Origin of the sequence: Microbacterium sp. NPDC087591 (assembly GCF_044743625.1) — a bacterium.
Classification (GTDB): Bacteria; Actinomycetota; Actinomycetes; order Actinomycetales; family Microbacteriaceae; genus Microbacterium.
Genome location: NZ_JBIUWU010000001.1, coordinates 1,523,348 through 1,546,041 on the forward strand (window position 1 = coordinate 1,523,348; position 22,694 = coordinate 1,546,041).

The following is a 22,694-nucleotide window of genomic DNA, read 5'->3' on the forward strand; positions in this document are numbered from 1 at the left end:
CCGCCCGGCCATCATGCCGGCAGCCGGCGCCGTCAGTCGGCGAGCTGCAGCAGCATGCGGGCGGTGACGAACCGCATCTGCCCCCGCGGAGTGCGCGGGTCGTAGCCGAGCTGCTCGATCAGCGCGGTCAGGCGGTCCTGCACGCTGGAATGATGCCGCCCCAGGCGCACGGCGGCGGCCCGCACGCTCTGCTCGTCGACGACCGCATCGAGCAGTTCGCGGCTGCGTGCGTCCAGGCGCCCGAGCGCCGCGGCATCCGGATGCAGCACGCCGGAGTCCGCTGCGCCCGCGATGAGCAGGAAGGCGCCGAGATCGTCGGCGGCCACCACCGGCTCCGACGCCGTCGTCAGGCGCACGGCGATCAGGGCCTCCGCCCAGGAGCTCGGCAGGCTCTCCCCTGGGCCCGCGGTGCCGATGCCGAGGCGCAGATCGCTCGACGCGGCCCACACGTCCTCCGCGGCGGTTCCTGCGGGGACGATCGTGGCCCTGGTCAGCCCATGACGCGTCGCGACGACCGCGGACGGATGCCGGGGCAGTGGTGCGGGGTCGGGCGGAGAGGCGATCACCCGCATGGGCTCAGCGATGAGGCGCAGCCGCGACAGGGCGGATGCCCGCTCGCCCTCGCCCGCGAAAGAGCTGATCACCAGCTCCACCGCGCTCTCCGCGTCTCCGGCTCGGCGGGCGCGGAGGATGCCGAGGGCGAGGGTGAGCCGCTCCAGGATCATGGCGTCGTTGGTGTGAGGGGCGCCCTCGCGTTCGATCCAGGCGACGGCATCAGGGCCGCTCTCGCGCCGCATCCACCTGTCGCCGGGATCGACCGGTTCGATGCGCACGCCGTCGGCCCGCACCCGGATGATCTGACGCGCATCGCGCTGCCCCACGGTCGCGCCGCTGAGCACGGCCGCACCCCGCAGCATGCTCTCGACCCCGACCGCGCGCGCGACGAGGGTGTCGAAGTAGGAGACGACCTTGAGGGTCTCGCTCGCATCCGGGTCGAGGGCGGTGAGCCGCCCCAGCAGATCTTGCATGTCGGGCTCCATCGCGCGGGGGATTCCACCCTACGGGGTCGACGGGCGACCCCGGAGGGCGCAGGAGTCAGCCGAGCAGGCGGTGCACCCAATCGTTGCGGGCGGCGAGCATGGCCTGTGCGACCGCGGCGTGCGGGGCGAACATGTCGAAGCCGTGGAAGCCGCCGGCCCACACGTGCAGCTCGGCCTGAACCCCGGCCTCCCAGAGCTTGGTGGCGTAGGCGACATCCTCGTCGCGGAAGACCTCCGCGCTGCCGCAGTCGATGAACGCGGGCGGCAGTCCCGTGAGATCGGTCGCGCGGGCAGGGGCCGCATAGATCGACACGTCGTCCGTGCCCTTGCGGTCGCCGAGGAGCGCGGTCCATCCGGTGATGTTGGAGCCGCGGTCCCACACGCCGATGCCGTCGATCTGCTGCGTCGACACGCTCTCGTCGCGATCGTCGAGCATGGGGTAGATCAGCAGCTGGCCGATCAGCGCGGGGCCGCGGCGGTCGCGGGCGAGCAGGGTGGTGCCGGCTGCGAGGCCTCCTCCGGCGCTGCCACCGCCGATCAGGATGCGGTTCGGGTCGATGCCGAGGTCGGCGGCGTTGTCGGCGGTCCACACCAGGCCGGCGTAGCAGTCCTCGACCGGGTACGGGTCGGGGAACTCCGGCGCCAACCGGTACTCCACCGTGACGATGACGCCGTTGAAACGCTCGGCCCAGTCCAGGAATCCGACGACACCGAGCCAGCGGTTGCCGATGATCATGCCGCCGCCGTGCGTGTGGAAGAAGCCGGGTCCGGTGCCGGTGCGGCCCGCCTTCTCGATCACCGTGACGACGATCTCGTCGCCCTCGTGACCGGCGATGGACACGTCGCGGTGGGTGAAGCCGCGCTCGTCGAGCACGGCGAAGATCTCGTCCTCGCCGCTCACCGGGTTCTGCCGGAGCAGCGGGATCATCTCGGCCGTCAGCGTCGGGGGCAGCTGGTCGCCGACCAGGGCCAGCGCCGCTTCCAACTCCGGGTCGAACGGAGGGCGGAGGGTCGTCTCAGTCATCAGAACTCCTTTGTTCTCGGTCGCCACTGCGGCGGCGTCCCGCCAGAATCCCCGACGTCGCCCCTGAGCGTAACCCGCCAGGCGAGGCCGTTCCGTGCGTCGGAGGCCGACAGGTGGCGGGGTGCTGCGCTCCGACGGCGAGGAGACCCCTCGAAGTCCCGTCGCACGCTGGCTACACTGGCGCCAGAAGGGAAGGTGCACGCCATGATCCGAGTGCTCGACGAGCAGCAGTCCTACGACCTGCTGACCACGACCACCATCGGCCGAGTCGGTTTCGTCCATGAAGGACGGGTGCAGATCTTCCCCGTGAACTTCGTCGTGTCCGGCCACGACCTCCTGCTCCGCACCGCTCCCGACGGCGTGCTGGGCGAGCTGACGCGCGAGCCGGCGGATGTGTCGTTCGAGGTGGACTATCACGACCCGCTCGGCAGCACCGCCTGGAGCGTGCTGATGCACGGCTCGCTCTCCAGGGTGCCCGAAGAGAAGGTCCCCGGAGCCAGGGCGCGCGTGGACCCGTGGGCCGACAGCGACCGCGACCTTCCGCTGACCTTCCGCGTCGAGAAGATCACCGGTCGCAGCGTGCGCCGCGACCAGACGCACGGGAAGATCTGACCCTCCCCCGCGCGACGCCCGATCTCTAACCGGCGCAGCGCGTTATGCGGTCGTCAGGACGCGAGGGCGAGACCGGCGGCGAGCGCGAAGCCCAGCACGGTCGCGAGCCCCGTCGACTCCTTCGCCTTGGACTGCGCCTCGGGGATCATGGAGTCGACCAGCATCACGAGCAGCGCGCCGGCTGCGAAACCGCTCGCCGCCGCGCGGAAGTCGTCGCCGGTGACGCTCGCCAGTCCGAAGCCGGCGACGGTCGCGAGGGCACAGAGCACGGCGACACCGGCCCACAGCAGCAGCACTCGCGACTTCGCCATCCCTCCCTCCAGGAGGTCCGATGCCGATCCGATCGACTCGGGCAGGTTCGAGACCAGGATCGCGACCACGAGCGCGATGCTGACCGGCTCTCCTGAGGCGAGACCGATGCCGAGCACGAGCTGCTCGGGGATGCCGTCGAGCAGGGCGCCGACCGCGAGCTGGCCGCCCCCCGCCTTCTCCTTGGTCTTCGCGGCCCGTGCATCGAGGATGCGATCTGCGATGTAGTAACTGATCGCTCCGGCCGCGACACCGGTCACGAGAGGGATGGGGCCGGCGAGGGCGAGTCCCTCTTCCCAGAGCTCGAACGCGATGGAGGCCATCAGGGCGCCGGCGCCGAAACCGAGGACGATGCCGAGCCACCGTGGCGGCCACTTCCGGAGCAGCGCGAGCACGGCACCGATGAACAGCGGCGCCGCCGCGACCACACCCCAGAGAATCGCTCCACCCATGTGCCGCCTCCTTCACGGCCACTCTGCCACCGCTCCGGCGGAAACGGCAGATGCGGCCGGCTCGCCCCTGCGCGTCGCCCCCCGCCGGGCTCCGCTCTGCTCAGTCGCTGCGCACTCGATGGATGCCGAGGTCGGTGCGGCCGGGAAGCAGATCCGTTCGGAGCGCCCGGGTGCCGTGGTAGTCGCCGTCTCGAAGTCGGCGATACGGGCTGCTCGGAGATTCGTCGCCGATCCCCGAGAGGCGTTCGACCAGACGTGCGCTTTCGTGGTCGATCTCGGTGCGCCCCAGACGGTCCGCGTCGTGGACGACATGCAGGTCGAGCGGCTCGATCCCCGTGTACCAGAGGGTTCCATGGGTGAGGGGGAACAGCAGCGAGTCGAGATCTCCGCTGACGCCCCGGCTGCCGATGGAGCGCTCGTCCTCACCGGCCGTCACGATCACGAGGGCGCGGCGGCCGGCCAGAAGACCATCGCCGTAGCGGAGGGGGAGACCGGTGCTCGGGTCGACAGGGCCGTAGGCGAACCCGTTGGTGAGCACGCGATCGAACCATCCCTTGAGGATCGCCGGGGGTCCGTACCACCACAGCGGGAACTGGATCACGACGAGGTCGGCGGCCTGGAGCTTGCGCTGCTCCTCGCCCACGTCGGCCGGCACCTGCCCGCCCGCGTAGACCTCCCCCATCAGCTCGACCACATTCCCATCCCGCCCCTGCGGGTTACCCAGATCAGGGGCGGCGAGCACGGGGTCGAACCGCTGTCGGTAGAGATCGGTGGTCACGACGTCGTGGTCGCGCGACAGCGCCTCGACACCGTCGCGGAACAGCCGCGCGTTGAGGGAGCTCTCCTGCGGGTGGGCGTAGATCCAGTGGACGGTGGCACGTGGGTGCGACAAAGGTGGGCCTTTCATCGGTGTGGCGGCGTCGGTGGGGGGCGGCGTCAGGCGGGGCGGCCTCGGCAGGGCCGCATCAGCGTGGGGCGGGGACGACGTCCGTCGATGTGCGTCTCCACAGCGGCAGGAGAGCCGCGGCTACGACCGCCGCCGCTGCGACGAGGAGAGCGACGGTGAACCCTCCCGACCCGACGATCGAGGCGATCGTCCCGAGCACCGCGATGCCGAGGCCGCCGCCGAGCGCGAATCCGACCTCCTGGATCGCCCCGACCTGACCGGCATCATCCTCGGTCGTGACGTCGAAGAGAGTCGTCGCTGCGAGCGTCGCCGTGATGCCGAATCCGATGCCGACGAGCACCAGCGGCATCACGACGAGGTCGACTCCGGTGGAGAGCCAGACGAGTCCCGCGCCCTGGACGATGAGGGCGAGCACCGTCAGCGTGGGCGAGCTCAGCCACCTCAGGAACAGCGGAGCGAGCACACCGCCTAGCGCGATCGCGACCGCCTGCGGGAGGATCGCCAGCCCCGCCTCCGCCGCGCTGTGCCCCCTGGCATCCTGCAGATGCAGACTCACCAGGAGCACGGTCGCCGACGAGACGCCGCCGCTCGCGACGATGCGCACGATGGCGGGGCTGAACCCCGGCACCCGGAAGAGCCGCATGTCGATGAGGGGCTCGCGCAGGATGCGCTGGCGGCGGATGAAGAAGACGAGGGTCGCGACCGCGACGGCTCCGGCGACGGCGGCGGGGAGGGGAGCGGCGAGCACCTCGTGCAGCGCGAAGACCAGGGCACCGAGCGCCACGATCGACGACCCGATGCTCAGCACGTCCCACGACGGCGGACGAGAGCTGCGGGAGTCGGGCACGAGCCAGATCGCGAGCGCGCCGGCGAGCACCGCGAGCGGCACGCTCCCGAGGAGCAGCCACCGCCATCCGGGGCCTTCGGTGACGACCCCGCCGAGCACGGGGCCCAGAGCGCTGCCCGCACCGAATGTCGCGGTCCACAGGCCGTAGGCCAGAACCCGCTGCCGGGCCTGATAGTGGGCGCCGATCGTGGCGACCACCCCCGCCACGACGAAGGCCTCGGCGACACCGAGGAGCGCGCGCACGACGATCAGCACCATCCCGTCCTGCGCGAATCCCCCCACGACGTTCAGCACGGCGAAGCCGGCCAGCCCGAGGATCACGATCCGCTTGCGCCCGAACGCGTCGCCGATCCGCGCGGCGAGGATGAGGGTCGCCGCGAGCGACAGCGCGTAGACGTCGACGAGCCAGAGGGCGCCGCTGTCGCTGAGGACGAGGTCTGCGCGGATGGCCGGCAGCGCGGTGGACACGCTACTGATCGCGAGCGCGCCGATCAGGATGCCCAGGAGCAGCGGAATCATGGCGAGCCACGGGTGGCGGGTCGTGCGTGGTCGAGCGGTTGCCGGGGAGGTCGAGAAGGTCACCACCTCAGTCTCGGGTGGAGGTACGCTTCTGACAAGTACGGTCATTCGAGGTACATACTTACACTTCGGATACCATGGAGGGCGACGGAAGGCGGAGCCGATGAGGGAGAAGACGGAGCGCATCGTCCGGGGCTGGGGCGACGCGTGCGATGCGGAGATCTCGGTGGCCGTGCTCGGCGGGGCCTGGAAGCCCAGCATCCTGAGCCTTCTCGACGAGCATGAGGTGCTCCGATTCGGCGAGCTCGGCAGACTGCTCGGCGAGCCGACCGCCCGCGTGCTCACCCGGCAGCTGCGTGAGCTGGAAGACGACGGGCTCATCGTCCGGATGGTCTACCGCCAGGTTCCCCCCAAGGTCGAGTACCGCCTGAGCGACCTCGGCCGAGGATCCATTCCGCTGGTCGAGGCGCTGACGAACTGGGGCGGTCGATATGCCGCGCACCAGCGGCGCGAGCTCGCACGACCGGCTGCCGAAGTCGAGCACCTCGACGCCGCGGTCGCGCGCTGACCGCGCCCGGTCGTCCGAAACACCCGACACGCCGCGGATAGACTGGGAAGCATGTCCAAGGTCCTCCAGTCCCTTCCCGTCGGCGAGCGCGTCGGCATCGCCTTCTCCGGAGGACTCGACACCTCCGTCGCCGTCGCATGGATGCGCGAGAAGGGCGCAGTCCCCTTCACCTACACCGGCGACCTCGGCCAGTACGACGAGGATGACATCGAGTCGATCCCCGGTCGCGCGCTGGAGTACGGCGCCGAGGCCTCGCGCCTGGTCGACTGCAAGACGGCCCTGGTCGAAGAGGGCCTCGTCGCCCTCTCCTGCGGCGCCTTCCACATCCGCTCCGGCGGCAAGACCTACTTCAACACCACGCCGCTCGGCCGCGCGGTGACCGGCACCCTGCTGGTGCGCGCCATGAAGGAGGACGGCGTCGACATCTGGGGCGACGGCTCCACCTACAAGGGCAACGACATCGAGCGGTTCTACCGCTACGGTCTGCTCGCCAACCCGCGCCTGCGCATCTACAAGCCGTGGCTCGACGCCGACTTCGTCACCGAGCTCGGCGGTCGCAAGGAGATGAGCGACTGGCTCGTCGAACGCGACTTCCCCTACCGCGACTCCGCCGAGAAGGCCTACTCCACCGACGCCAACATCTGGGGTGCGACGCACGAGGCCAAGACCCTCGAGCACCTGAACGTCTCGCTCGAGACGGTCGACCCGATCATGGGCGTGAAGTTCTGGGACCCGTCCGTCGCGATCGAGACCGAAGACGTCACGGTCACCTTCGAGGCCGGCCGCCCCGTCGCGATCAACGGCGTGGAGTACACCGACCCCGTGGCGCTGGTGCAGGAGGCCAACACGATCGGCGGACGCCACGGCCTCGGCATGAGCGACCAGATCGAGAACCGCATCATCGAGGCGAAGTCGCGCGGCATCTACGAGGCACCGGCCATGGCGCTGCTGTTCATCGCCTACGAGCGCCTCGTCAACGGCATCCTGAACGAGGACACCCTCGCGACCTACCACGAGCAGGGTCGCCGCCTCGGCCGCCTCATGTACGAGGGCCGCTGGCTGGAGCCGCAGTCGCTCATGCTGCGCGAGTCGATCCAGCGCTGGGTCGGCCTCACGATCTCGGGCTCTGTCACCATCCGCCTGCGCCGCGGTGACGACTGGACGATCCTCGACACCGTCTCGCCGAACCTCTCGTACGGCCCGGACAAGCTCTCGATGGAGCGCGTCGGCGACGCCGCCTTCGGCCCGGTCGACCGCATCGGCCAGCTCACCATGCGCAACCTCGACATCGCGGACTCCCGTGCCCGCCTCGAGCAGTACGCGGGCCTCGGCCTCGTGGGCGGCGCGACCGGCGAGCTCGTGGGACGTGTGACCGCCGGCGAGTCCGGCGAGATCACCGGCTCGGTCGAGGAGATCGACGAGACCCTGGCGGATGCCGTCGACACGGCCTCCGAGGGCGCGGCCTTCGACTCCGGCACCGACTGACCCTTCGTCGGGCTCAGGGACCACCGCTCAGAGGGGGCGGATGCTGCGGCATCCGCCCCCTCTGTCGTGCCCGGTCCGCCTCTGGATACGAGGATGCTGTGAGTCCGGCACTTATCTTGCACACTACTGTGCACAATAAGTACGATGGACGCATGACCACCCGCGCACCCCGCCGCGATGCCGTCGAGAACCGCGCCGGCATCCTCTCCGCCGCCCGCACCGCACTCGCCGTCGACCCCCACGCATCGATCGACGTGATCGCCCGCAGCGCCGGCCTCTCGCGCCGCACGCTCTACGGCCACTTCGACGACCGCGATGCCCTGATCCGCGAGCTCATCGCGCACGGAGCGCAGCGCTTCAACGCGATCGCCGCGAGCGTGACCGATGCCGATGCCCGTCTGGCGCTCGCCCGGCTCGCCGCCCTGCTGTGGCACGAGGCCGCACACGTGCAGGTCGCCGCCGCCCTCGCCCTCGACGAGACGCATGTCGAGCACACCGCCGAGGCGCTCGCCCCGCTGCGTCGCACGGTCGCCGCGCTCGTGCGCCGCGGTCAGGACGACGGCAGCTTCCGCACCGATCTCACCGCTCCCACGCTGGCCCGCCTGATCGAGGAGATGGCGCGCACCGTCGTCTCCCGCACGGATGCCGCCAGCACAGAAGCGGCGAGCATCGCCGTGCGCACGGTCCTGAGCATCGCCGGGCTGTCGTGGCGCGAAGCAGACGAACTGCTCGCCACGCACCCCGAGATCGGTGCACCATCGAACACGGAGGCTGACGCATGAGGATCACACTGCATGAGGTGAGCAAGGGGCGCGCAGGCCAGGCGCTCCCTTCGATGAGCCTGGAGTTCCACAGCGGCGCCGTGCGCTTCGCACTCGCCGAGACCGAACAGCGCCCCACGGTGCTCGGTCTCATCGCGAGCGGACGGATGAAGCCGGATACCGGCCGGGTCACCATCGACGACACCGCGAACCCGAAGGAGCTCCGCCGCCGCATCGCGCTCGTCGACGCCCCTGACGTGAGCGATCCGCACCCCGACATCACCCTCGCCGGTGTGGTCGGCGAGGAGCTCATGTTCGCCGGCGTCGGCGCGACGCCGCTGCACGCCCGGCGGTGGCTCACGCAGCTCGGCTACAACGAGCTGGCCTCGACCCCGATCGGCAACATCGACCCCGCCGCGCGCGTACGCATCCTGTGCGAGCTCGCCGTGCTGCGCGACGGCGTCGACGGCGTCGTGCTGGTCGCCCCCGACCGCCACGGCGGGAGTCCGGACGGCTGGTGGCGCATCGCCGGCGAGTTCGCCGACCGCGGCTACGCCATGCTTGTGATCATCGGAGGCTCAGCCGCCGTCGCCCTCGAGCGGATGCAGGAGTTCGAGGCCATCAACGCCTCGGGCCCCGTGCAGCCCCTGGTCCTCGAGGCGCCGGCGGATGCGGATGCCGATGCGGATGCCGAGCCCGCCGACGAGGATGCAGAGCCCGAACTCTCGGCGGCTGAGCCCGCCGAAGCAGCCGCCAGCGGCCCCTGGGTCGCCGAGGCTGTCGAAGCACCCGAACCCGACCCTCTCGAGGAGGAGGCCGAGGCCCTTCGAGAAGCTCAAGGACCCGCCTCCAGCATCGAAGCATCCGACACAGACACAGACACAGACACGACCGAGAACGGAGCCGCACGATGAAGGTTCCCTCCATGATCGCCGCCGAGCTGCGGCGTCTCACCGCGAGCAAGATGGGCATCATCGCGCTCATCGCGCTCGTGTGCGTGCCGATCCTCTACGGCGGCCTGTACCTCTGGGCGAACCAGGACCCCTACGCGAAGTTCCCCGATGTGCCGGTCGCGCTCGTGGTCGCCGACGAGGGCGCACCCGCGCCCACCACCGGCAACGACGCACCCACCGGTGACACCGTGAACTACGGCGAGGACGTCGCCGAGAACCTGATCGAGGGCAACGCGTTCGACTGGCAGCGGATGTCGGCCGACGAGGCCGCGACCGCCCTGCGCGACGGCACCGTCGACTTCACGGTGACGATCCCCGCGGACTTCTCCACCGCACTCACCTCTGCGGCAGGCGACGACCCGCACCGGGCGCGCATCGACCTCGAGACGAACGACGCGAACAACTACCTGGCCTCCTCCATGGGCACCCAGGCCGTCGAGAAGATCCGCAGCTCGGTCGCCGAGATGGTCGGCAGCGAAGCGGCCGAACGCCTGTTGACCGGCCTCAGTGACGTGCGCGACAGCCTGATCACCGCGACCGACGGCGCCACGAAGCTCACGGACGGCGCGAACAGCGCCGCATCCGGAAGCTCCACGCTCGCCGACGGCACGGCGCAGCTCGCCTCAGGTACCGCCCAGCTCGCCTCCGGGGCGCAGACGCTCGCCTCCGGCGCGCAGCAGGTGAGCGCGGGCAACCGGCAGCTCGCCGACGTCGCCGATCGTGCGGGATCGGCCGTGCAGCAGGCCGCCGATGCGCTCCCCCAAGTGCGCACCGACATCGCCACCGTCCTTTCCGAGCAGGGACTCAGTCAGGACGAGATCGACCAGGTGCTCGCCCGGCTCGACCCGCTGGCCACGCGGCTGCAGGACGGCAACAGCAAGGTGCAGGCCGCGGTCGGCAAGGTCGACCAGCTCGCCGCGGGTGCGGCATCCCTCGCCTCAGGCGCCTCCGACCTCGCCACCGGAGCCGGCACCGTCGCGACCGGAGCAGCCGCGGCGAACGACGGCGCGGCGCAGCTGCGCGACGGTCTGAGCACACTCGCGTCCGGCACGGCCGAACTGCGCGACGGACTCTCGAACGGAGTCGACGCGATCCCGGCATCCACTCCCGAGCTGCGCACCCTGCAGGCCGACACGATCGCCGACCCGGTCACGGTGTCGAGCGACAAGGTCGCCTCCGCCGAGGACTACGGCGCAGGGCTCGCTCCGTTCTTCGCCGCGCTGTCGGCCTGGATCGGCATCTACGCGCTGTTCCTGATCGTCAAGCCGATCTCGCGCCGCGCGGTCACAGCGCTGCATTCACCGATCCGGATCACACTGGCCGGATGGCTGACGCCGGCCATGCTCGGGGCGGTACAGATGGTCGGTCTGATGGGCATCCTCGCGATCACGCTCGGGTTCACCTTCAACCATCCGCTGGGCACCCTCGGGGTGATGATCTTCGCCTCGGCGACGTTCGCGGCGATCATCCTCGCGTTGAACGTGTGGCTCGGATCGGTCGGACAGTTCCTCGGACTCGTGCTGATGGTGCTGCAGCTCGTGACGGCGGGCGGGACGTTCCCGTGGCAGACCCTGCCGGCACCTCTGGCTGCGCTGCACCACGTGCTGCCGCTGGGCTACGTGGTCGACGCGATGCGCCAGCTGATGTACGGCGGCAACCTCGGCCGTGCCGGCTGGGACCTCGCGGTGCTGGGGATGTGGCTCGTCGGAGCACTGCTGTTCGCGATGCTCGGAGTCACCCGTATGACCCACCGCCGCACGTTGCGCGATCTGCAGCCGAGCCTGATCGGCTGAGTGCCCGCGTGCGGGGGCGCGACCCCCGCACGCGCACGGGTGTGTATAAGATGCGAGAGCGCGTCCCCGAAACGCGAACCCGGACTCGGTGGAACCGAGTTCCCCGCACTACCCGAAAGAGTTCTCGACGATGACGACAGACTCGCAGCCCATCGACGTACCCGCGCGCCGCCCCTGGGGTCCGCGCATCGGGCGGATCGCGTTCCTGGTGCTGGCCGCCATCATCGTGATCGCCGTGGCTGCGGCCTTCTTCGTGACCTGGACCATCCAGCGCTCGTTCCCGCAGACCGCGGGCACCGTGACCCTCGACGGGCTCGCCTCCGAGGTCACCGTGCAGCGCGATGATCGCGGCATCCCGACCATCACCGCCGACTCCACGGACGACCTGTTCTTCGCCGAAGGGTTCGTGCACGCTCAGGACCGCTTCTTCGAGATGGACTTCCGTCGCCATGTCACCTCCGGCCGCGTCGCCGAGATGTTCGGGGAATCACAGGTGGGGACGGATGCGTTCCTGCGCACGCTCGGGTGGCGCAAGGTCGCCGAGGCGGAGGTCGCCGCGATGGACGAGAAGACCCTCGGCTACTACGAGGCCTACGCGGATGGCGTCAACGCCTACCTCGCGTCACGCTCCGGCGCCGAGCTCTCGCTCGAGTATGCCGTGATCGGCATGCAGAACCCCGACTACACCCCCGAGCCCTGGGAGCCCGCGGACTCCGTCGCCTGGCTGAAGGCGATGGCGTGGGACCTCCGGGGGAACGTCGAGGACGAGTCCGAGCGGGCGCTCCTGGCCGCCGAGCTCGATGGCGGAGCGACCGCCGATCCGGATGCCGCCGCCGAGACCTCCGAGATGCTCGAGAGGCTGTACCCCGCCTACCCGTTCGACGAGAACCCGGTCATCGTCCCCAAGATCTCGACGGTCCCCGCGCTCGGCACCGATGCCGAGGCGGCGTTCACGACCCTTCCGGAGCAGGACGGCGACATCCAGCTGGCGACGACGACGCTGGACTGGGAAGAGACCTCGAGCGTGGTCGAGGCGGCGAGCATCCTGGTCGGCGACGTCGGCGAGGGCATCGGGTCGAATTCGTGGGTCGTGTCGGGGTCGCTCACCGAGACCGGACTGCCGCTGCTCGCCAACGATCCGCACCTCGGGGCCTCCCTCCCCTCGGTCTGGTACCAGGTGCAGCTGAAGTGCTCGACCGTGAACGAGGCGTGCCCGTTCGATGTGGGCGGCTTCTCGTTCTCTGGACTTCCCGGCATCGTGATCGGCCACAACCAGACCGTGGCCTGGGGATTCACGAACCTCACCACTGACGTGACGGACCTCTACGTCGAACGGATCGAGGGGGACCAGTACTGGCGCGACGGCGAGCTCGTGCCGCTCGAGGAGAGCACCGAGACCATCGCGGTGGCCGGAGGCGATGACATCGAGCTGACCATCCGCTCGACCGTGCACGGGCCGATCATCTCGGGCCTGACGGACGACTTCACCGCGATCGCCGAGGACCCGTCCGCCGGGCTCTCGGCCGGTGGGGCATCGGAGCCGGCACCCGATGCGGAGTCGTCAGACGCGGAGTACGCCGTGAGCCTGCGCTGGACCGCACTCGACCCGGGGACTGCGGCGACGGCGATCTTCGCGCTGTCGACCGCGCAGGACTTCGAGGACTTCCGCTACGCCGCGTCGCTCTTCGATGTGCCGGCACAGAACCTCATCTATGCCGACACCGAGGGCAACATCGGCTACCAGACGCCCGGCCGTCTGCCGATCCGTGGCGCCGGCGACGGATGGCTGCCGCAGCCCGGATGGGACAGCAGCTACGACTGGACCGGCTTCATCCCGTTCGAGGATCTTCCCGTGTCGTACAACCCGACCTCGGGATACATCGTCACCGCGAACAACGCGATCGTGACAGACGATTACGACTACTTCCTCTCGAAGGACTGGGACTACGGCTACCGCGCGGCACGCATCGCGCACCTGATCGAACGGCGGGCCGCCGTGGCTCCGCTGACGGCGCAGGACATGCGGGAGATCCAGATGGACAGCGAGATGTGGATCGGCAAGCAGCTGGCATCCGCGCTCGGCGATGTGGAGGTCTCGGGCAAGGGGCCCAAGGAGGCTGTCGAGCTGCTGCGCACCTGGGATGCTCAGAACACGGCATCCTCCGCCGGCGCCGCATACGCGAACGTGCTGTGGTCGAACCTCGTGCAGAACATCTTCGCGACGCGCGACCAGCCGCTGCCGATCAGTCACCAGAGCCGCCTGTTCACCGTCGTCTCGGAGATGCTCTCGAACCCGTCCGATCCGCTGTGGAGCAACGAGGCGATCGACGTCGCCGGGATGGAGGAGATGCTGGCGCTCTCGGCAGAACAGGCCTACGACGAGCTCGCCGCACTGCAGGGCGATGTGGTGTCGCGCTGGAACTGGGGGTCACTGCACGCGATCACGCTCACCAGCGACACCCTGGGGTCGTCCGGCATCGCGCCGATCGAGGCCCTCTTCAACCGGGGCCCGTTCCCCGTCAGCGGCGGCGCCTCGGTGGTCAACGCGACCGGGTGGAACCTCGGCGAGAGCTACGCCACCACGACCGTCCCCTCGATGCGCATGGTCGTCGACCTCGCCGACTTCGACGCCTCGACGTGGAATCACCTCACCGGCGCCTCCGGCCACGCGTTCCACGAGCACTACATCGACCAGACGGCCGACTGGGCCGTCGGAGCGCAGAAGCCGTGGGCGTTCTCCGCGAAGGCGGTCGATGCGGCCGCGGTCGACACACTGGTGCTGACGCCGAAGGGCTGACGCAGGCCCCCGAGTCCCTGAGCCCGCTCGGGTCCCAGCCTCGCACCACGCTGGGTCCCTGAGCCCGTCGAAGGGTCCTCCCTGCCTCGTGCCGCCCTGGGTCCTGAGCCCGTCGAAGGGGCCTCCCTGCCTCGCACCACCTTCGGTCCCTGAGCCCGTCGAAGGGGCCTCCCTGCCGCGTCGACTACCGTGGATGGGTGCCGAAAAGTCTGCTCGCCCCGAAGGGCGTCCCCGTGACCCTCGTCGAGTTCGAACGCAGCGGCGCCAGCCTGATCGCCGAGACCTTCGGCGAGGGTGCACACACGTTCATCCTGCTGCACGGCATCGGCATGGGTCGCAGCGTCTACCTCGATGTCGTGCAGAGGCTGAAGGGTCGTGTGATCGCTTTCGACCTTCCCGGTTTCGGCGAGGCTCCCGAACCCTCTCGCACGTTCACGATGGAGCGGCATGCCGACCTCGTCGCGGCGTACCTGCGCGAGTTCGACGCCGGCAAGGTCGTGGTGATCGGTCACTCCATGGGCAGTCAGATCGCGGCAGAGCTTGCGGCCCGTCATCCCTCGCTCGTGGAGGGCGTCATCCTCGCCGGCCCCACCGTGAACAAGGCGGCCCGCAACATCCGCGCGCAGGCGACCTACCTGCTGCGCGACCTGATGGGCGAGCGACCGGAGGTGCTGTGGCGCGGGGCCAGGGAGTACCTGCGCGGCGGCCCGCATCTGATCCGCAAGATGAAGGCGACCATCGTGCACGAGCCGGAGAAGGCGTTCGCGCGCATCGAGGTGCCGGTGCTCGTGCTGCGCGGCGAGAGCGACCCGCTCGCGCCGATGAGCTGGTGCCAGGAGATCATCGACGAGATCCCGGGCGCCGACCTCCAGGTCATCCCCGACCACGGTCACGGCACGCTGATCAGCGACTCTGAGCCCGCCGCGCGCCTGATCCAGCGCTTCACCGACGCCCTCTGACCCGCCCGGCGTTCGTAACTCCTCAATATCAGCGGACCGCGCTTCCGCGTTCGGCGGTGTTCCGGGCCTGCCGCGGTCACGGCTGTCGGAGGGCGCAGATTGTTGAGGAGTTGTGAACAGGATCATGAGGTGAACTTCGGCCCCAGAGTCCGAATCACCGCCTCCAGCATCTGCCGCACCCCGTTCTCGTCTCCCATGATGTCCGCCGCGATCGGGCGCACCGTGACGTAGCCCTGCTGCGCGGCGGCACAGTCTCGACGGCGATCCTGTACCTGTGACTCCCATCCGCTGTGGAACTCCCGGCTATCGCACTCGATGATCAGCCAGCCCTCCACCACGAAGTCGACGCGTCCGACCCCCGGCACCAGGACTTGGGTCTCGTAGTCGACGCCGATGGCTCGCAGGATCAGTCTCATGTACGTCTCGGGGCCCGACTCGGCCGCGCCGTCCACAAGCCTGAGCAGTGCCCCGTGCCGGACGGGCAGCGAGCGGAAGACCTCCTCGAGTTGCGCTCTCGTGACGAGGCCATGGTGAAGCAGACTGTCCAGAGTCGCGACTGCGGCACGCGGCCGCTGGCATCGCACGGACTGGCGCACGGCATCGAGCAGCGGAGCGGCGTGAAGCGGAGACTCCCGCCCGGAAGGCGCGACCCAGTGCACGATCGCACGCTCCTGGTCGACGGGGCGAAGGCGGGACGTTCCTTGGTCGACGGCCACATGAACCCTCTCGCACCGATGCACGAAAACTCCCAGACTCCTGAGGAGGGAGAGGCATGAGAGACGGCCCCCGATCCGAACAGCTTCGATGATGTCGCGATCCGTGTCGGCCAGGACGTACCGATCCCGCCGCACCCGCAGCAGATGCCCGGCGCGGACGCTCGCGGTGATGTCTCTGCCGCGCATCCCCGCCGCGATCAGATCGGCCCTGGTGTAGACCGTGCGCCTGCCGACATCTGTGGCGCGTGCGGTGACGGCGTGCTGCGGAACCATCCCAGCAGTCTTAGGACAATGCGGTGCCCCCGACGACGATGGACGCCGATCCGGACGAACACACCTGTGCGCGGCGTCTGTGCAGGAGGACTGTGCGGGAGGCTGTGGCGGCTGACCTACCGTTCACAACTCCTCAAGAAGTTGCCCTGGGCAGGTCCGTCCGGGGCAGATCGGCGTTCACCCGCCAGTTGTTGAGGAGTTGCGAACGCGAAGAGCGCCCGCCCGGCCGGACCGGACTATCCGGCGCCGGGAGGGGTCTGCTTCGAGTCCGCGAGCTCGTCGACGACCAGGGTGCGCTGCTCCATGGTGCCGTTGCGGTACGCCTGGCGTCCGACCATGTGGGCCGAGAGCGGAGCGGTGGCGAACTGCATCAGCACGATCGGAGCGACCAGCACGATGCCGAGCAGGATGCCGCCGACGCTGCGCTGCGACAGCGCCACCGCGAGGCAGATGAGCACCAGACCGAGCACCTGCGGCTTGGTGGCCGCATGCAGGCGCGAGGGCACATCGCGGAAGTGGAGCAGTCCGACCGCGGCCGACAGGCACAGCACCGCTCCGAGCAGGATGAGCACGAGCACCGCGACGTCGATGACGGCGTCGGGGATCACCAGACCGAACACGTTCATGGCGTCGTGTTGTCCCTTCTCGCGACGAAACGGGCGACGGCGATCGAGCCGAACACCCCGATCGCGGCGATGATCAGCAGCACCGGGATGCTGCGGGTGTGCCCGTTGATGGCCATCTCCGCGCCGATCACGCACATGACCTCGGTGAGGAGCACATCGGAGGCCACGGCGCGATCCAGGATCGACGGCCCCCGCACGATGCGGATGAGGGTGAGGATCGCGGCGACACCGAACACGATCATGATCAGGAGCAGCAGGACGTTCATCGGACACCGCCCTTCTTCGCTCCGGCACGCTCGTCGGCTCTGAGGGCTCGGTACTGCGCGGGGCTGCCGAGCGCACGCACGATGCGGCGCTCCCAGACCAGCACTCCCTCACGCTGCTTCTCGACGTCGGCGGCGTTGCGCACGCCGATCACGTGCAGGTACAGGATACGGCGGTCGCGATCGGCCTCGACCACGAGCGAGCCGGGGATCAGCGACGAGGTGACGGCCACGTGCGTCATGACGAGGTCATCGGCGTAACGCAAGGGCACGGCGATGATCGCGGCTCCGGGCTGACGGCGGAAGTCGAACACCTGCACGGTCACGTACAGCGCGCCCTGCAGCACCGCGAACAGGAACTGCACGACGAAGAGCACCGCGTACCAGATGTTGATCCGGCCGGAGAGGGCGACCGTCGGCAGACGGAACACGCGGGTCACGAAGATCGCGACCACGAGGCCGGTGAGGAACGACAGCACCGTGAACTGCGCCCACAGCAGCATCCAGAGCACGACGAGCCAGGCGAGGAACGGCAGCTGCGAGCCGATGTCGCGCCAGAGGTGCCGGCGGGTGCGTTCCATCATCCGTCCACCTCATCCTGCAGCTGCACCAGATTGACCGGATCGAGCAGCGTGGCCCCGATGCGATCGCACAGTGCGTAGAGGGGACCGGCGAACACCGTCAGCGCGACGGTGACCGCCACCATGCCCGCGGTGGCATACGTCATGATCTTCGGGATGCGGCGACGCTCCTGCTGCTCGTCGGCGGCGGGGGCGTTGCCCAGGTACGAGATGCGTCCCTCGGTCTCGCTGGAGTCCTCCTCCTCGCGCCAGAAAGCGAGGTTCCACGCGCGCATCAGGGCGTACAGCGTGAGCAGCGACGTCACGATGCCACCGACGATCAGCACGATCATGAGCGGGGTTCCGACGGATGCCGCCGCCTCGAACAGCGCGAACTTGCCGATGAAGCCGGAGAACGGGGGCAGCCCGCCGAGGTTGATGGCCGGCACGAAGTAGAGCACGGCGATCACCGGAGCCACCTTCAGCAAGCCCTTCACGCGCAGGATCGAGGTACTGCCCGCTCTACGTTCCACGAGCCCGACCGCGAGGAACAGGGTCGTCTGCACGACGATGTGGTGGACGATGTAGTACACCGTCGCGCCGATCGCCGCCGGCGTCGCGATCGCCAGGCCGAAGATCATGTAGCCGACGTGGCTGACCAGGGTGAACGACAGGATCCGCTTGAGCTCCGCCTGCGCGACCGCGCCGAGCACCCCCACGATCATGGTCGCCAGCGCGACGATGAGCAGCAGGGTGTCGATGTCGTTGTCGGCGAACAGCTGCGTCTCGGTGCGGATCAGCGCGTACACGCCGACCTTCGTCAGCAAGCCGGCGAACACGGCCGTGACCGGAGCCGGCGCCGTCGGGTAGGAGTCGGGCAGCCAGAACGAGACGGGGAAGATCGCGGCCTTGATCCCGAACGCGACCACCAGCATCAGGTGCAGCACCAGCTGCGTCTCCTGCGGCAGCTCGGTCATCCGCTCTGCGATCTGCGCCATGTTCACGGTGCCGAGCGCGCCGTAGATCATGGCGATCGCGGCGAGGAACAGGATCGACGAGACGAGCGAGACGACGATGTAGACCGCGCCGGTGCGGATGCGCGACTCGGTGCTGCCGAGCGTGATCAGCACGTACGAGGCGACGAGCAGGATCTCGAAGCCGACGTAGAGGTTGAACAGGTCGCCCGCGATGAAGGCGTTGAAGATGCCGGCCGCGAGGATCAGGTACGACGGGTTGAAGATCGAGATGGGGGTCTCGTCCGTGCCGTCTGCAACTCCCTGACCGATCGAGAAGAGGAGCACCGCGAGCAGCACAATGCTCGAGATGAGCACCAGCAGCGCGGCGAGCCGGTCGACGTAGAGCACGATGCCGAAGGGCACCGGCCAGCCGCCGACCGAGACGGCGAGCGGCTCACCGGCGTCCACCACCACGAGCAGCACGGCCGCGATGACCGACACCGCGGCGAGGGTGAGGACCGTGACGAGCACCTGCAGCCGGGCGTTGCGACCGAAGATCAGCGTGATGGCGGCGCCGAGCAGCGGCAGTCCGACGAGAAGGGGGACCAGCGCGGTCATGTGCGGTCCTTCCCTTCGTCTTGCTGCGTGGATCCTGAGTCCGCCGATGGGCGTTCAGGCCGGGCGTCGTCCGAATCCGTCCCCGTGTAGGGCCGGGACGGCAGATCCGTCGGGGCGTCGTCCTGGATGGCCGCGTGGTCGCGCATGTGGAGCACCGTGATGGGCGCGGTCTGCACGCCCACGAAGTCGGTGGTGGCCTCGTCGTCCTCGGTGTCGCCCTCGTCGTCCATGACGTCTTCGTCGGCGTCGGTGCGCTCGCGCAGAGCGATGTCGGCTTCGTCGTCCTCGACCGTGTCGGCCTGTCCGAGCTGCCAGGAGCGGTAGATCAGCGCGAGCAGGAATGCCGAGACCGCGAAGGTGATCACGATCGCGGTGAGCGTCAACGCCTGCGGGAGCGGGTCGCTGACGCTGCCGTCGGCGTCGTAGAACGGGGCGTTGCCCGGCACGCCCATCACGATCAGCAGCAGTAGGTTGGTGGCGTTGCCGAGCAGCAGGAAGCCGATCAGCACGCGGGTGAGGCTGCGCTCGAGCATCGCGTAGACGCCGCACGCGAAGAGCACGGCCATGATCACGATCAGGGTCAGCGAGACATCCATCAGACGCTCACCCCCCGCTCGCGCATGTCCTGCGCCTGCCGGTCGACTTCAGCACCGAGGCTGCGGAGCACGTCGAGCACGAGTCCGATCACGACGAGGTACACGCCGATGTCGAAGATGGTCGACGTGACGAACTCCATGTGCCCGATTCCGGGGATCTCCCACTCCCAGAACGAGCTGGTGAGGGGCGCGAGGCCGAAGAAGAGCGGGATGACGGCGGTGCCGACGGCCAGGATCAGACCCGCGCCCAGGAGGCGTCCGGCATCCGTGGGAGCGGCGGCGCCGAGCTCCCAGCGTCCCCCCGCGATGTAGCGCATGACCAGCGCCATGCCCGCGACGAGTCCGCCGGCGAAGCCGCCGCCGGGGAGGTTGTGCCCGGCGAAGAGCAGGAAGATCGACACCACGATGATCGTGTGGAACAGGATGCGGACGATCACCTCGAGCAGGATCGACCTGTTCTCGGGCTTCATCTTCTGGCCGCCCACGAGCCAGGCGCGAGGGCTGGCCTGGTTCTCGATGGTCTGGAAGCGGATGCCCTCGGTGGTCTCGACCAGCGGCCGGCTGCGTGCGGCCTTCCGGGTCGCGCGGGGCAGGGTGCGGGTGGCGGCGAGCAGGTCGGCGCGGTGGGTCACGAACACGAGCGAGGCGACACCGGTCGCGGCGAGCACGAGCACCGACAGCTCGCCCATGGTGTCCCAGCCACGCAGGTCGACCAGCGCCACGTTGACGACGTTCTTGCCGTGGCCGATCTCATAGGCGAGCCTCGGGAACGCGGCCGAGATCGGGTCGGCGACGCGCGACTGGGTGGCGACGACAGCGATCAGCGCCATCGTCAGGCCGACGCCGATGCCGAGCAGCGCACGAGGGATGCGACCGACGGAGGCGTTGTGCTCGCCCATCCGAGCAGGCAACCGACGCAGCACCAGGGCGAAGGTGACCATCGTGACGGTCTCGACGAGGATCTGCGTGAGGGCGAGGTCGGGGGCGCCGCTGGTCGCGAACAGGGCGACCATGCCGAGGCCGGTCACCGAGACCAGCACGACGCCGGTGTACCGCTTCTGCGCGCGGACGGCGAAGATGCCGGCCGCGGCCATGATCGGCGCCACCACGATCTGGGCAGGGGTGTGCCAGGCCGACAGCTGGAAGCGGTCGACGTCGGTCGCGACGAGCGCCGTGACCTCAGCCGCGACGAACACGACGAAGATCGTGCCGACGTACACGGGCAGCGAACCGCGCTGGGTCAGCGTGGTGCTCAAGACCGAGAGACGGTCGACGCCGCGGACGACGAGGTAGTAGACGTCTGCCGCCGTGAAGCGCAGCAGCCGGGGCTTGCGATCCCAGCCGGTGCGACGGGTGAGGAGGAACAGCCCGAATCCGAACAGGATCGACAGGATGGAGATGCCGAGCGCCGGCTCGAAGCCATGCCAGAGAGCGAGGTGACCTGGCCCCTCGGTCGCCTCTCCCGCCGGGTCGAGCCCGGGCGTCGCGGTGACCGCGTAGCCGTGCAGGGCGACGTCGAGTGCCGGGGCGCCGATGCCCGCGGCGAGCGTCACACCCGCGAGGATGATCGGAGCGGAGAGGAAGCCGACGGGAGGGTCCGGCCACGCCGTCGTCGGCATCCGTCCGCCCTGCGCATCGCGCTTGGTCCAGAAGGCTCCCCACAGGAAGCGGACGCCATATGCCGCAGTGAGCATGGACCCGAGCACGACGCCGATGATCGCGACCAAGCCCCAGGGGGAGCCGGCCAGTGCATCGTCGAGAAGAGCGGTGAGGGTGGATTCCTTGGCCACGAATCCGATGGTCGGGGCCACGCCCGCCATGGATGCCACCGAGATGAACGCGGCCGTCGCCATCACGGGTGCCTGACGTCCTACCCCGGAGAGCTCGTTGATGTCACGGGTCGACAGTTGCCGGTCGATCACGCCGACGATCAGGAACAGTGCCGACTTGAACAGCGCGTGGCCGATGACGAGCGCGAGCCCGGCGAGGGCGGCAGCCTGCGTGCCGTACCCGACGACCACCGCGAAGAACCCGAGCTGACTGACTGTTCCGAAGGCGAGGATGCGCTTGAGATCCGTCTCGCGCAACGCCTGGATTCCGCCGAGCAGCATCGTCACGATGCCGAGCGTGATCACGATCGGTCGCCACGGGGCACTGAAGGCGAAGATCGGCGCGAACCGGGCGATCAGGTAGATGCCCGCCTTCACCATGGCAGCCGCGTGCAGGTAGGCGCTCACCGGAGTGGGCGCGGCCATGGCGCCGGGGAGCCAGAAGTGGAAGGGGAACAGCGCGGACTTGCTGATCGCGCCGATCAGCAGCATCACGATCGCGGCATCCACGAGCGGGCCCGTCGGGGCGAGGGCGAGGATCTCGCGGATGCTGGAGGTGCCGGCATCCACGACCAGCAGCACCACGCCGACGAACATGACCAGACCACCGAGAGTGGTCACCAGGAGAGCCTGGAGCGCGGCACGACGGCTGGCGGCGCGGCGGCGGTAGTGACCGATCAGGAGGTACGAGAGGATGCTCGTCACCTCCCAGAACATCACGAGCATCACGAGGTCGTCGGTGAGCACGAGGCCGTACATCGCGCCCGCGAAGCCGAGCAGCACAGCCGAGAACTGACCGATCCCGGCGGAATCGTCGTGGAAGTACCAGCGGCAGTAGAGCAGCACGAGGGCGCCGACACCGGTGACGATGAGAGTGAGCACCCAGCCGAGCACGTCCATGTGCATCGAGAGGTTGAGGCCGAGCTGCGGGATCCACGCGACGGAGACGAACGGCGATGAATCCGGATCGAGCACCTGCGGCGTCATCACGAGCGCGTGGATGAATGCGGCCGCGGGAACGAGGGCGGCGATCGCGAAGGCCTGAGCTCCGAGCCAGCGCACCAGAACGGGCATCAACAGCGACCCGAGGAGGAACACGGCGAGGAGCGTCAGCATATACGCGGCTCCTCGGGGCTCGTCGGCCAGATGGCACAGGCGGGCAGGTCACCCCTAGTTTACCGGGCGATCGAGGCACTCAGGTGCGCAGTATCCGATCCCGAGTCGGCCAAAT

20 protein-coding genes are annotated in these 22,694 nt (G+C 69.3%); 8 read left to right on the plus strand and 12 right to left on the minus strand.

The genetic code is table 11. From position 1 onward, the window contains the following. Window positions 1-32: 32 nt before the first annotated feature. Together ACIOVG_RS07120 and ACIOVG_RS07125 are read right to left on the minus strand one after the other, a co-directional pair. Entirely contained in the window at window positions 33-1,028 is a 996-nt protein-coding gene (locus tag ACIOVG_RS07120) for a hypothetical protein (protein WP_400870798.1), read from the minus strand. Window positions 1,029-1,095: 67 nt separating this feature from the next. Then, entirely contained in the window at window positions 1,096-2,064 is a 969-nt protein-coding gene (locus tag ACIOVG_RS07125; protein ID WP_400870801.1) for an alpha/beta hydrolase, read from the minus strand. 204 nt (window positions 2,065-2,268) lie between these two features. Between ACIOVG_RS07125 and ACIOVG_RS07130 the strand changes: the two genes are divergently transcribed. Next, the gene (locus ACIOVG_RS07130) at window positions 2,269-2,676 is read left to right on the plus strand and encodes a pyridoxamine 5'-phosphate oxidase family protein (protein WP_400870804.1); all 408 of its coding nucleotides are present in this window, start codon (window positions 2,269-2,271) and stop codon (window positions 2,674-2,676) included. 53 nt (window positions 2,677-2,729) lie between these two features. Here the strand turns inward: ACIOVG_RS07130 and ACIOVG_RS07135 are convergent, their stop codons facing one another. From ACIOVG_RS07135 to ACIOVG_RS07145, 3 genes are all read right to left on the minus strand, one after another. Continuing rightward, on the minus strand, window positions 2,730-3,437 hold the full coding sequence (locus tag ACIOVG_RS07135; RefSeq protein WP_400870807.1) for a ZIP family metal transporter: 708 nt from the start codon (window positions 3,435-3,437) through the stop codon (window positions 2,730-2,732). 100 nt (window positions 3,438-3,537) lie between these two features. Beyond that, window positions 3,538-4,329, minus strand: a complete 792-nt coding sequence (locus ACIOVG_RS07140; protein WP_400870810.1) for an NAD(P)H-dependent oxidoreductase — start codon at window positions 4,327-4,329, stop codon at window positions 3,538-3,540. Window positions 4,330-4,402: 73 nt separating this feature from the next. Further along, window positions 4,403-5,773 carry an MFS transporter gene (locus ACIOVG_RS07145; protein ID WP_400870812.1) on the minus strand — a complete coding sequence of 457 codons (1,371 nt, stop codon included), beginning with the start codon at window positions 5,771-5,773 and terminating at the stop codon, window positions 4,403-4,405. A gap of 100 nt (window positions 5,774-5,873) precedes the next feature. Between ACIOVG_RS07145 and ACIOVG_RS07150 the strand changes: the two genes are divergently transcribed. The 7 genes from ACIOVG_RS07150 to ACIOVG_RS07180 all read left to right on the plus strand — a co-directional run bounded on the left by ACIOVG_RS07150 (window position 5,874) and on the right by ACIOVG_RS07180 (window position 15,026). Continuing rightward, window positions 5,874-6,278, plus strand: a complete 405-nt coding sequence (locus tag ACIOVG_RS07150; protein WP_400870815.1) for a winged helix-turn-helix transcriptional regulator — start codon at window positions 5,874-5,876, stop codon at window positions 6,276-6,278. Between the two features lie 51 nt (window positions 6,279-6,329). Further along, the gene (argG, locus tag ACIOVG_RS07155) at window positions 6,330-7,763 is read left to right on the plus strand and encodes an argininosuccinate synthase (RefSeq protein ID WP_400870818.1); all 1,434 of its coding nucleotides are present in this window, start codon (window positions 6,330-6,332) and stop codon (window positions 7,761-7,763) included. A gap of 152 nt (window positions 7,764-7,915) precedes the next feature. Beyond that, window positions 7,916-8,545, plus strand: a complete 630-nt coding sequence (locus ACIOVG_RS07160; protein ID WP_400870821.1) for a TetR/AcrR family transcriptional regulator — start codon at window positions 7,916-7,918, stop codon at window positions 8,543-8,545. Next, window positions 8,542-9,438: a hypothetical protein gene (locus ACIOVG_RS07165; protein ID WP_400870824.1), complete on the plus strand. Its 897-nt coding sequence runs from the start codon at window positions 8,542-8,544 to the stop codon at window positions 9,436-9,438. Before ACIOVG_RS07160 ends, ACIOVG_RS07165 begins: the two co-directional genes overlap by 4 nt. After that, window positions 9,435-11,270, plus strand: coding sequence for a YhgE/Pip family protein (locus ACIOVG_RS07170; protein WP_400870827.1), 1,836 nt, complete (start codon window positions 9,435-9,437; stop codon window positions 11,268-11,270). The genes ACIOVG_RS07165 and ACIOVG_RS07170 overlap by 4 nt, the downstream gene beginning before the upstream one ends. Before the next feature lie 130 nt (window positions 11,271-11,400). After that, on the plus strand, window positions 11,401-14,067 hold the full coding sequence (locus tag ACIOVG_RS07175; protein WP_400870830.1) for a penicillin acylase family protein: 2,667 nt from the start codon (window positions 11,401-11,403) through the stop codon (window positions 14,065-14,067). A gap of 197 nt (window positions 14,068-14,264) precedes the next feature. After that, window positions 14,265-15,026, plus strand: coding sequence for an alpha/beta fold hydrolase (locus ACIOVG_RS07180; protein ID WP_400870833.1), 762 nt, complete (start codon window positions 14,265-14,267; stop codon window positions 15,024-15,026). A 122-nt stretch (window positions 15,027-15,148) separates the two neighbouring features. Here the strand turns inward: ACIOVG_RS07180 and ACIOVG_RS07185 are convergent, their stop codons facing one another. From ACIOVG_RS07185 to ACIOVG_RS07215, 7 genes are all read right to left on the minus strand, one after another. Then, entirely contained in the window at window positions 15,149-16,015 is an 867-nt protein-coding gene (locus ACIOVG_RS07185) for a hypothetical protein (RefSeq protein ID WP_400870836.1), read from the minus strand. Between the two features lie 236 nt (window positions 16,016-16,251). Next, on the minus strand, window positions 16,252-16,641 hold the full coding sequence (gene mnhG / locus ACIOVG_RS07190) for a monovalent cation/H(+) antiporter subunit G (protein ID WP_400870839.1): 390 nt from the start codon (window positions 16,639-16,641) through the stop codon (window positions 16,252-16,254). Beyond that, on the minus strand, window positions 16,638-16,907 hold the full coding sequence (locus ACIOVG_RS07195; protein ID WP_400870842.1) for a monovalent cation/H+ antiporter complex subunit F: 270 nt from the start codon (window positions 16,905-16,907) through the stop codon (window positions 16,638-16,640). The genes mnhG and ACIOVG_RS07195 overlap by 4 nt, the downstream gene beginning before the upstream one ends. Beyond that, window positions 16,904-17,488 carry a Na+/H+ antiporter subunit E gene (locus tag ACIOVG_RS07200; protein WP_400870844.1) on the minus strand — a complete coding sequence of 195 codons (585 nt, stop codon included), beginning with the start codon at window positions 17,486-17,488 and terminating at the stop codon, window positions 16,904-16,906. The genes ACIOVG_RS07195 and ACIOVG_RS07200 overlap by 4 nt, the downstream gene beginning before the upstream one ends. Next, a complete protein-coding gene (locus ACIOVG_RS07205) occupies window positions 17,485-19,038 on the minus strand; it encodes a Na+/H+ antiporter subunit D (RefSeq protein WP_400870847.1) in 1,554 nt (517 codons plus the stop codon). Before ACIOVG_RS07205 ends, ACIOVG_RS07200 begins: the two co-directional genes overlap by 4 nt. Then, window positions 19,035-19,634 carry a Na(+)/H(+) antiporter subunit C gene (locus ACIOVG_RS07210; RefSeq protein WP_400870850.1) on the minus strand — a complete coding sequence of 200 codons (600 nt, stop codon included), beginning with the start codon at window positions 19,632-19,634 and terminating at the stop codon, window positions 19,035-19,037. The genes ACIOVG_RS07205 and ACIOVG_RS07210 overlap by 4 nt, the downstream gene beginning before the upstream one ends. Then, window positions 19,634-22,579, minus strand: coding sequence for a Na+/H+ antiporter subunit A (locus ACIOVG_RS07215; protein ID WP_400870853.1), 2,946 nt, complete (start codon window positions 22,577-22,579; stop codon window positions 19,634-19,636). The genes ACIOVG_RS07210 and ACIOVG_RS07215 overlap by 1 nt, the downstream gene beginning before the upstream one ends. Between the last annotated feature and the right edge of the window lie 115 nt (window positions 22,580-22,694).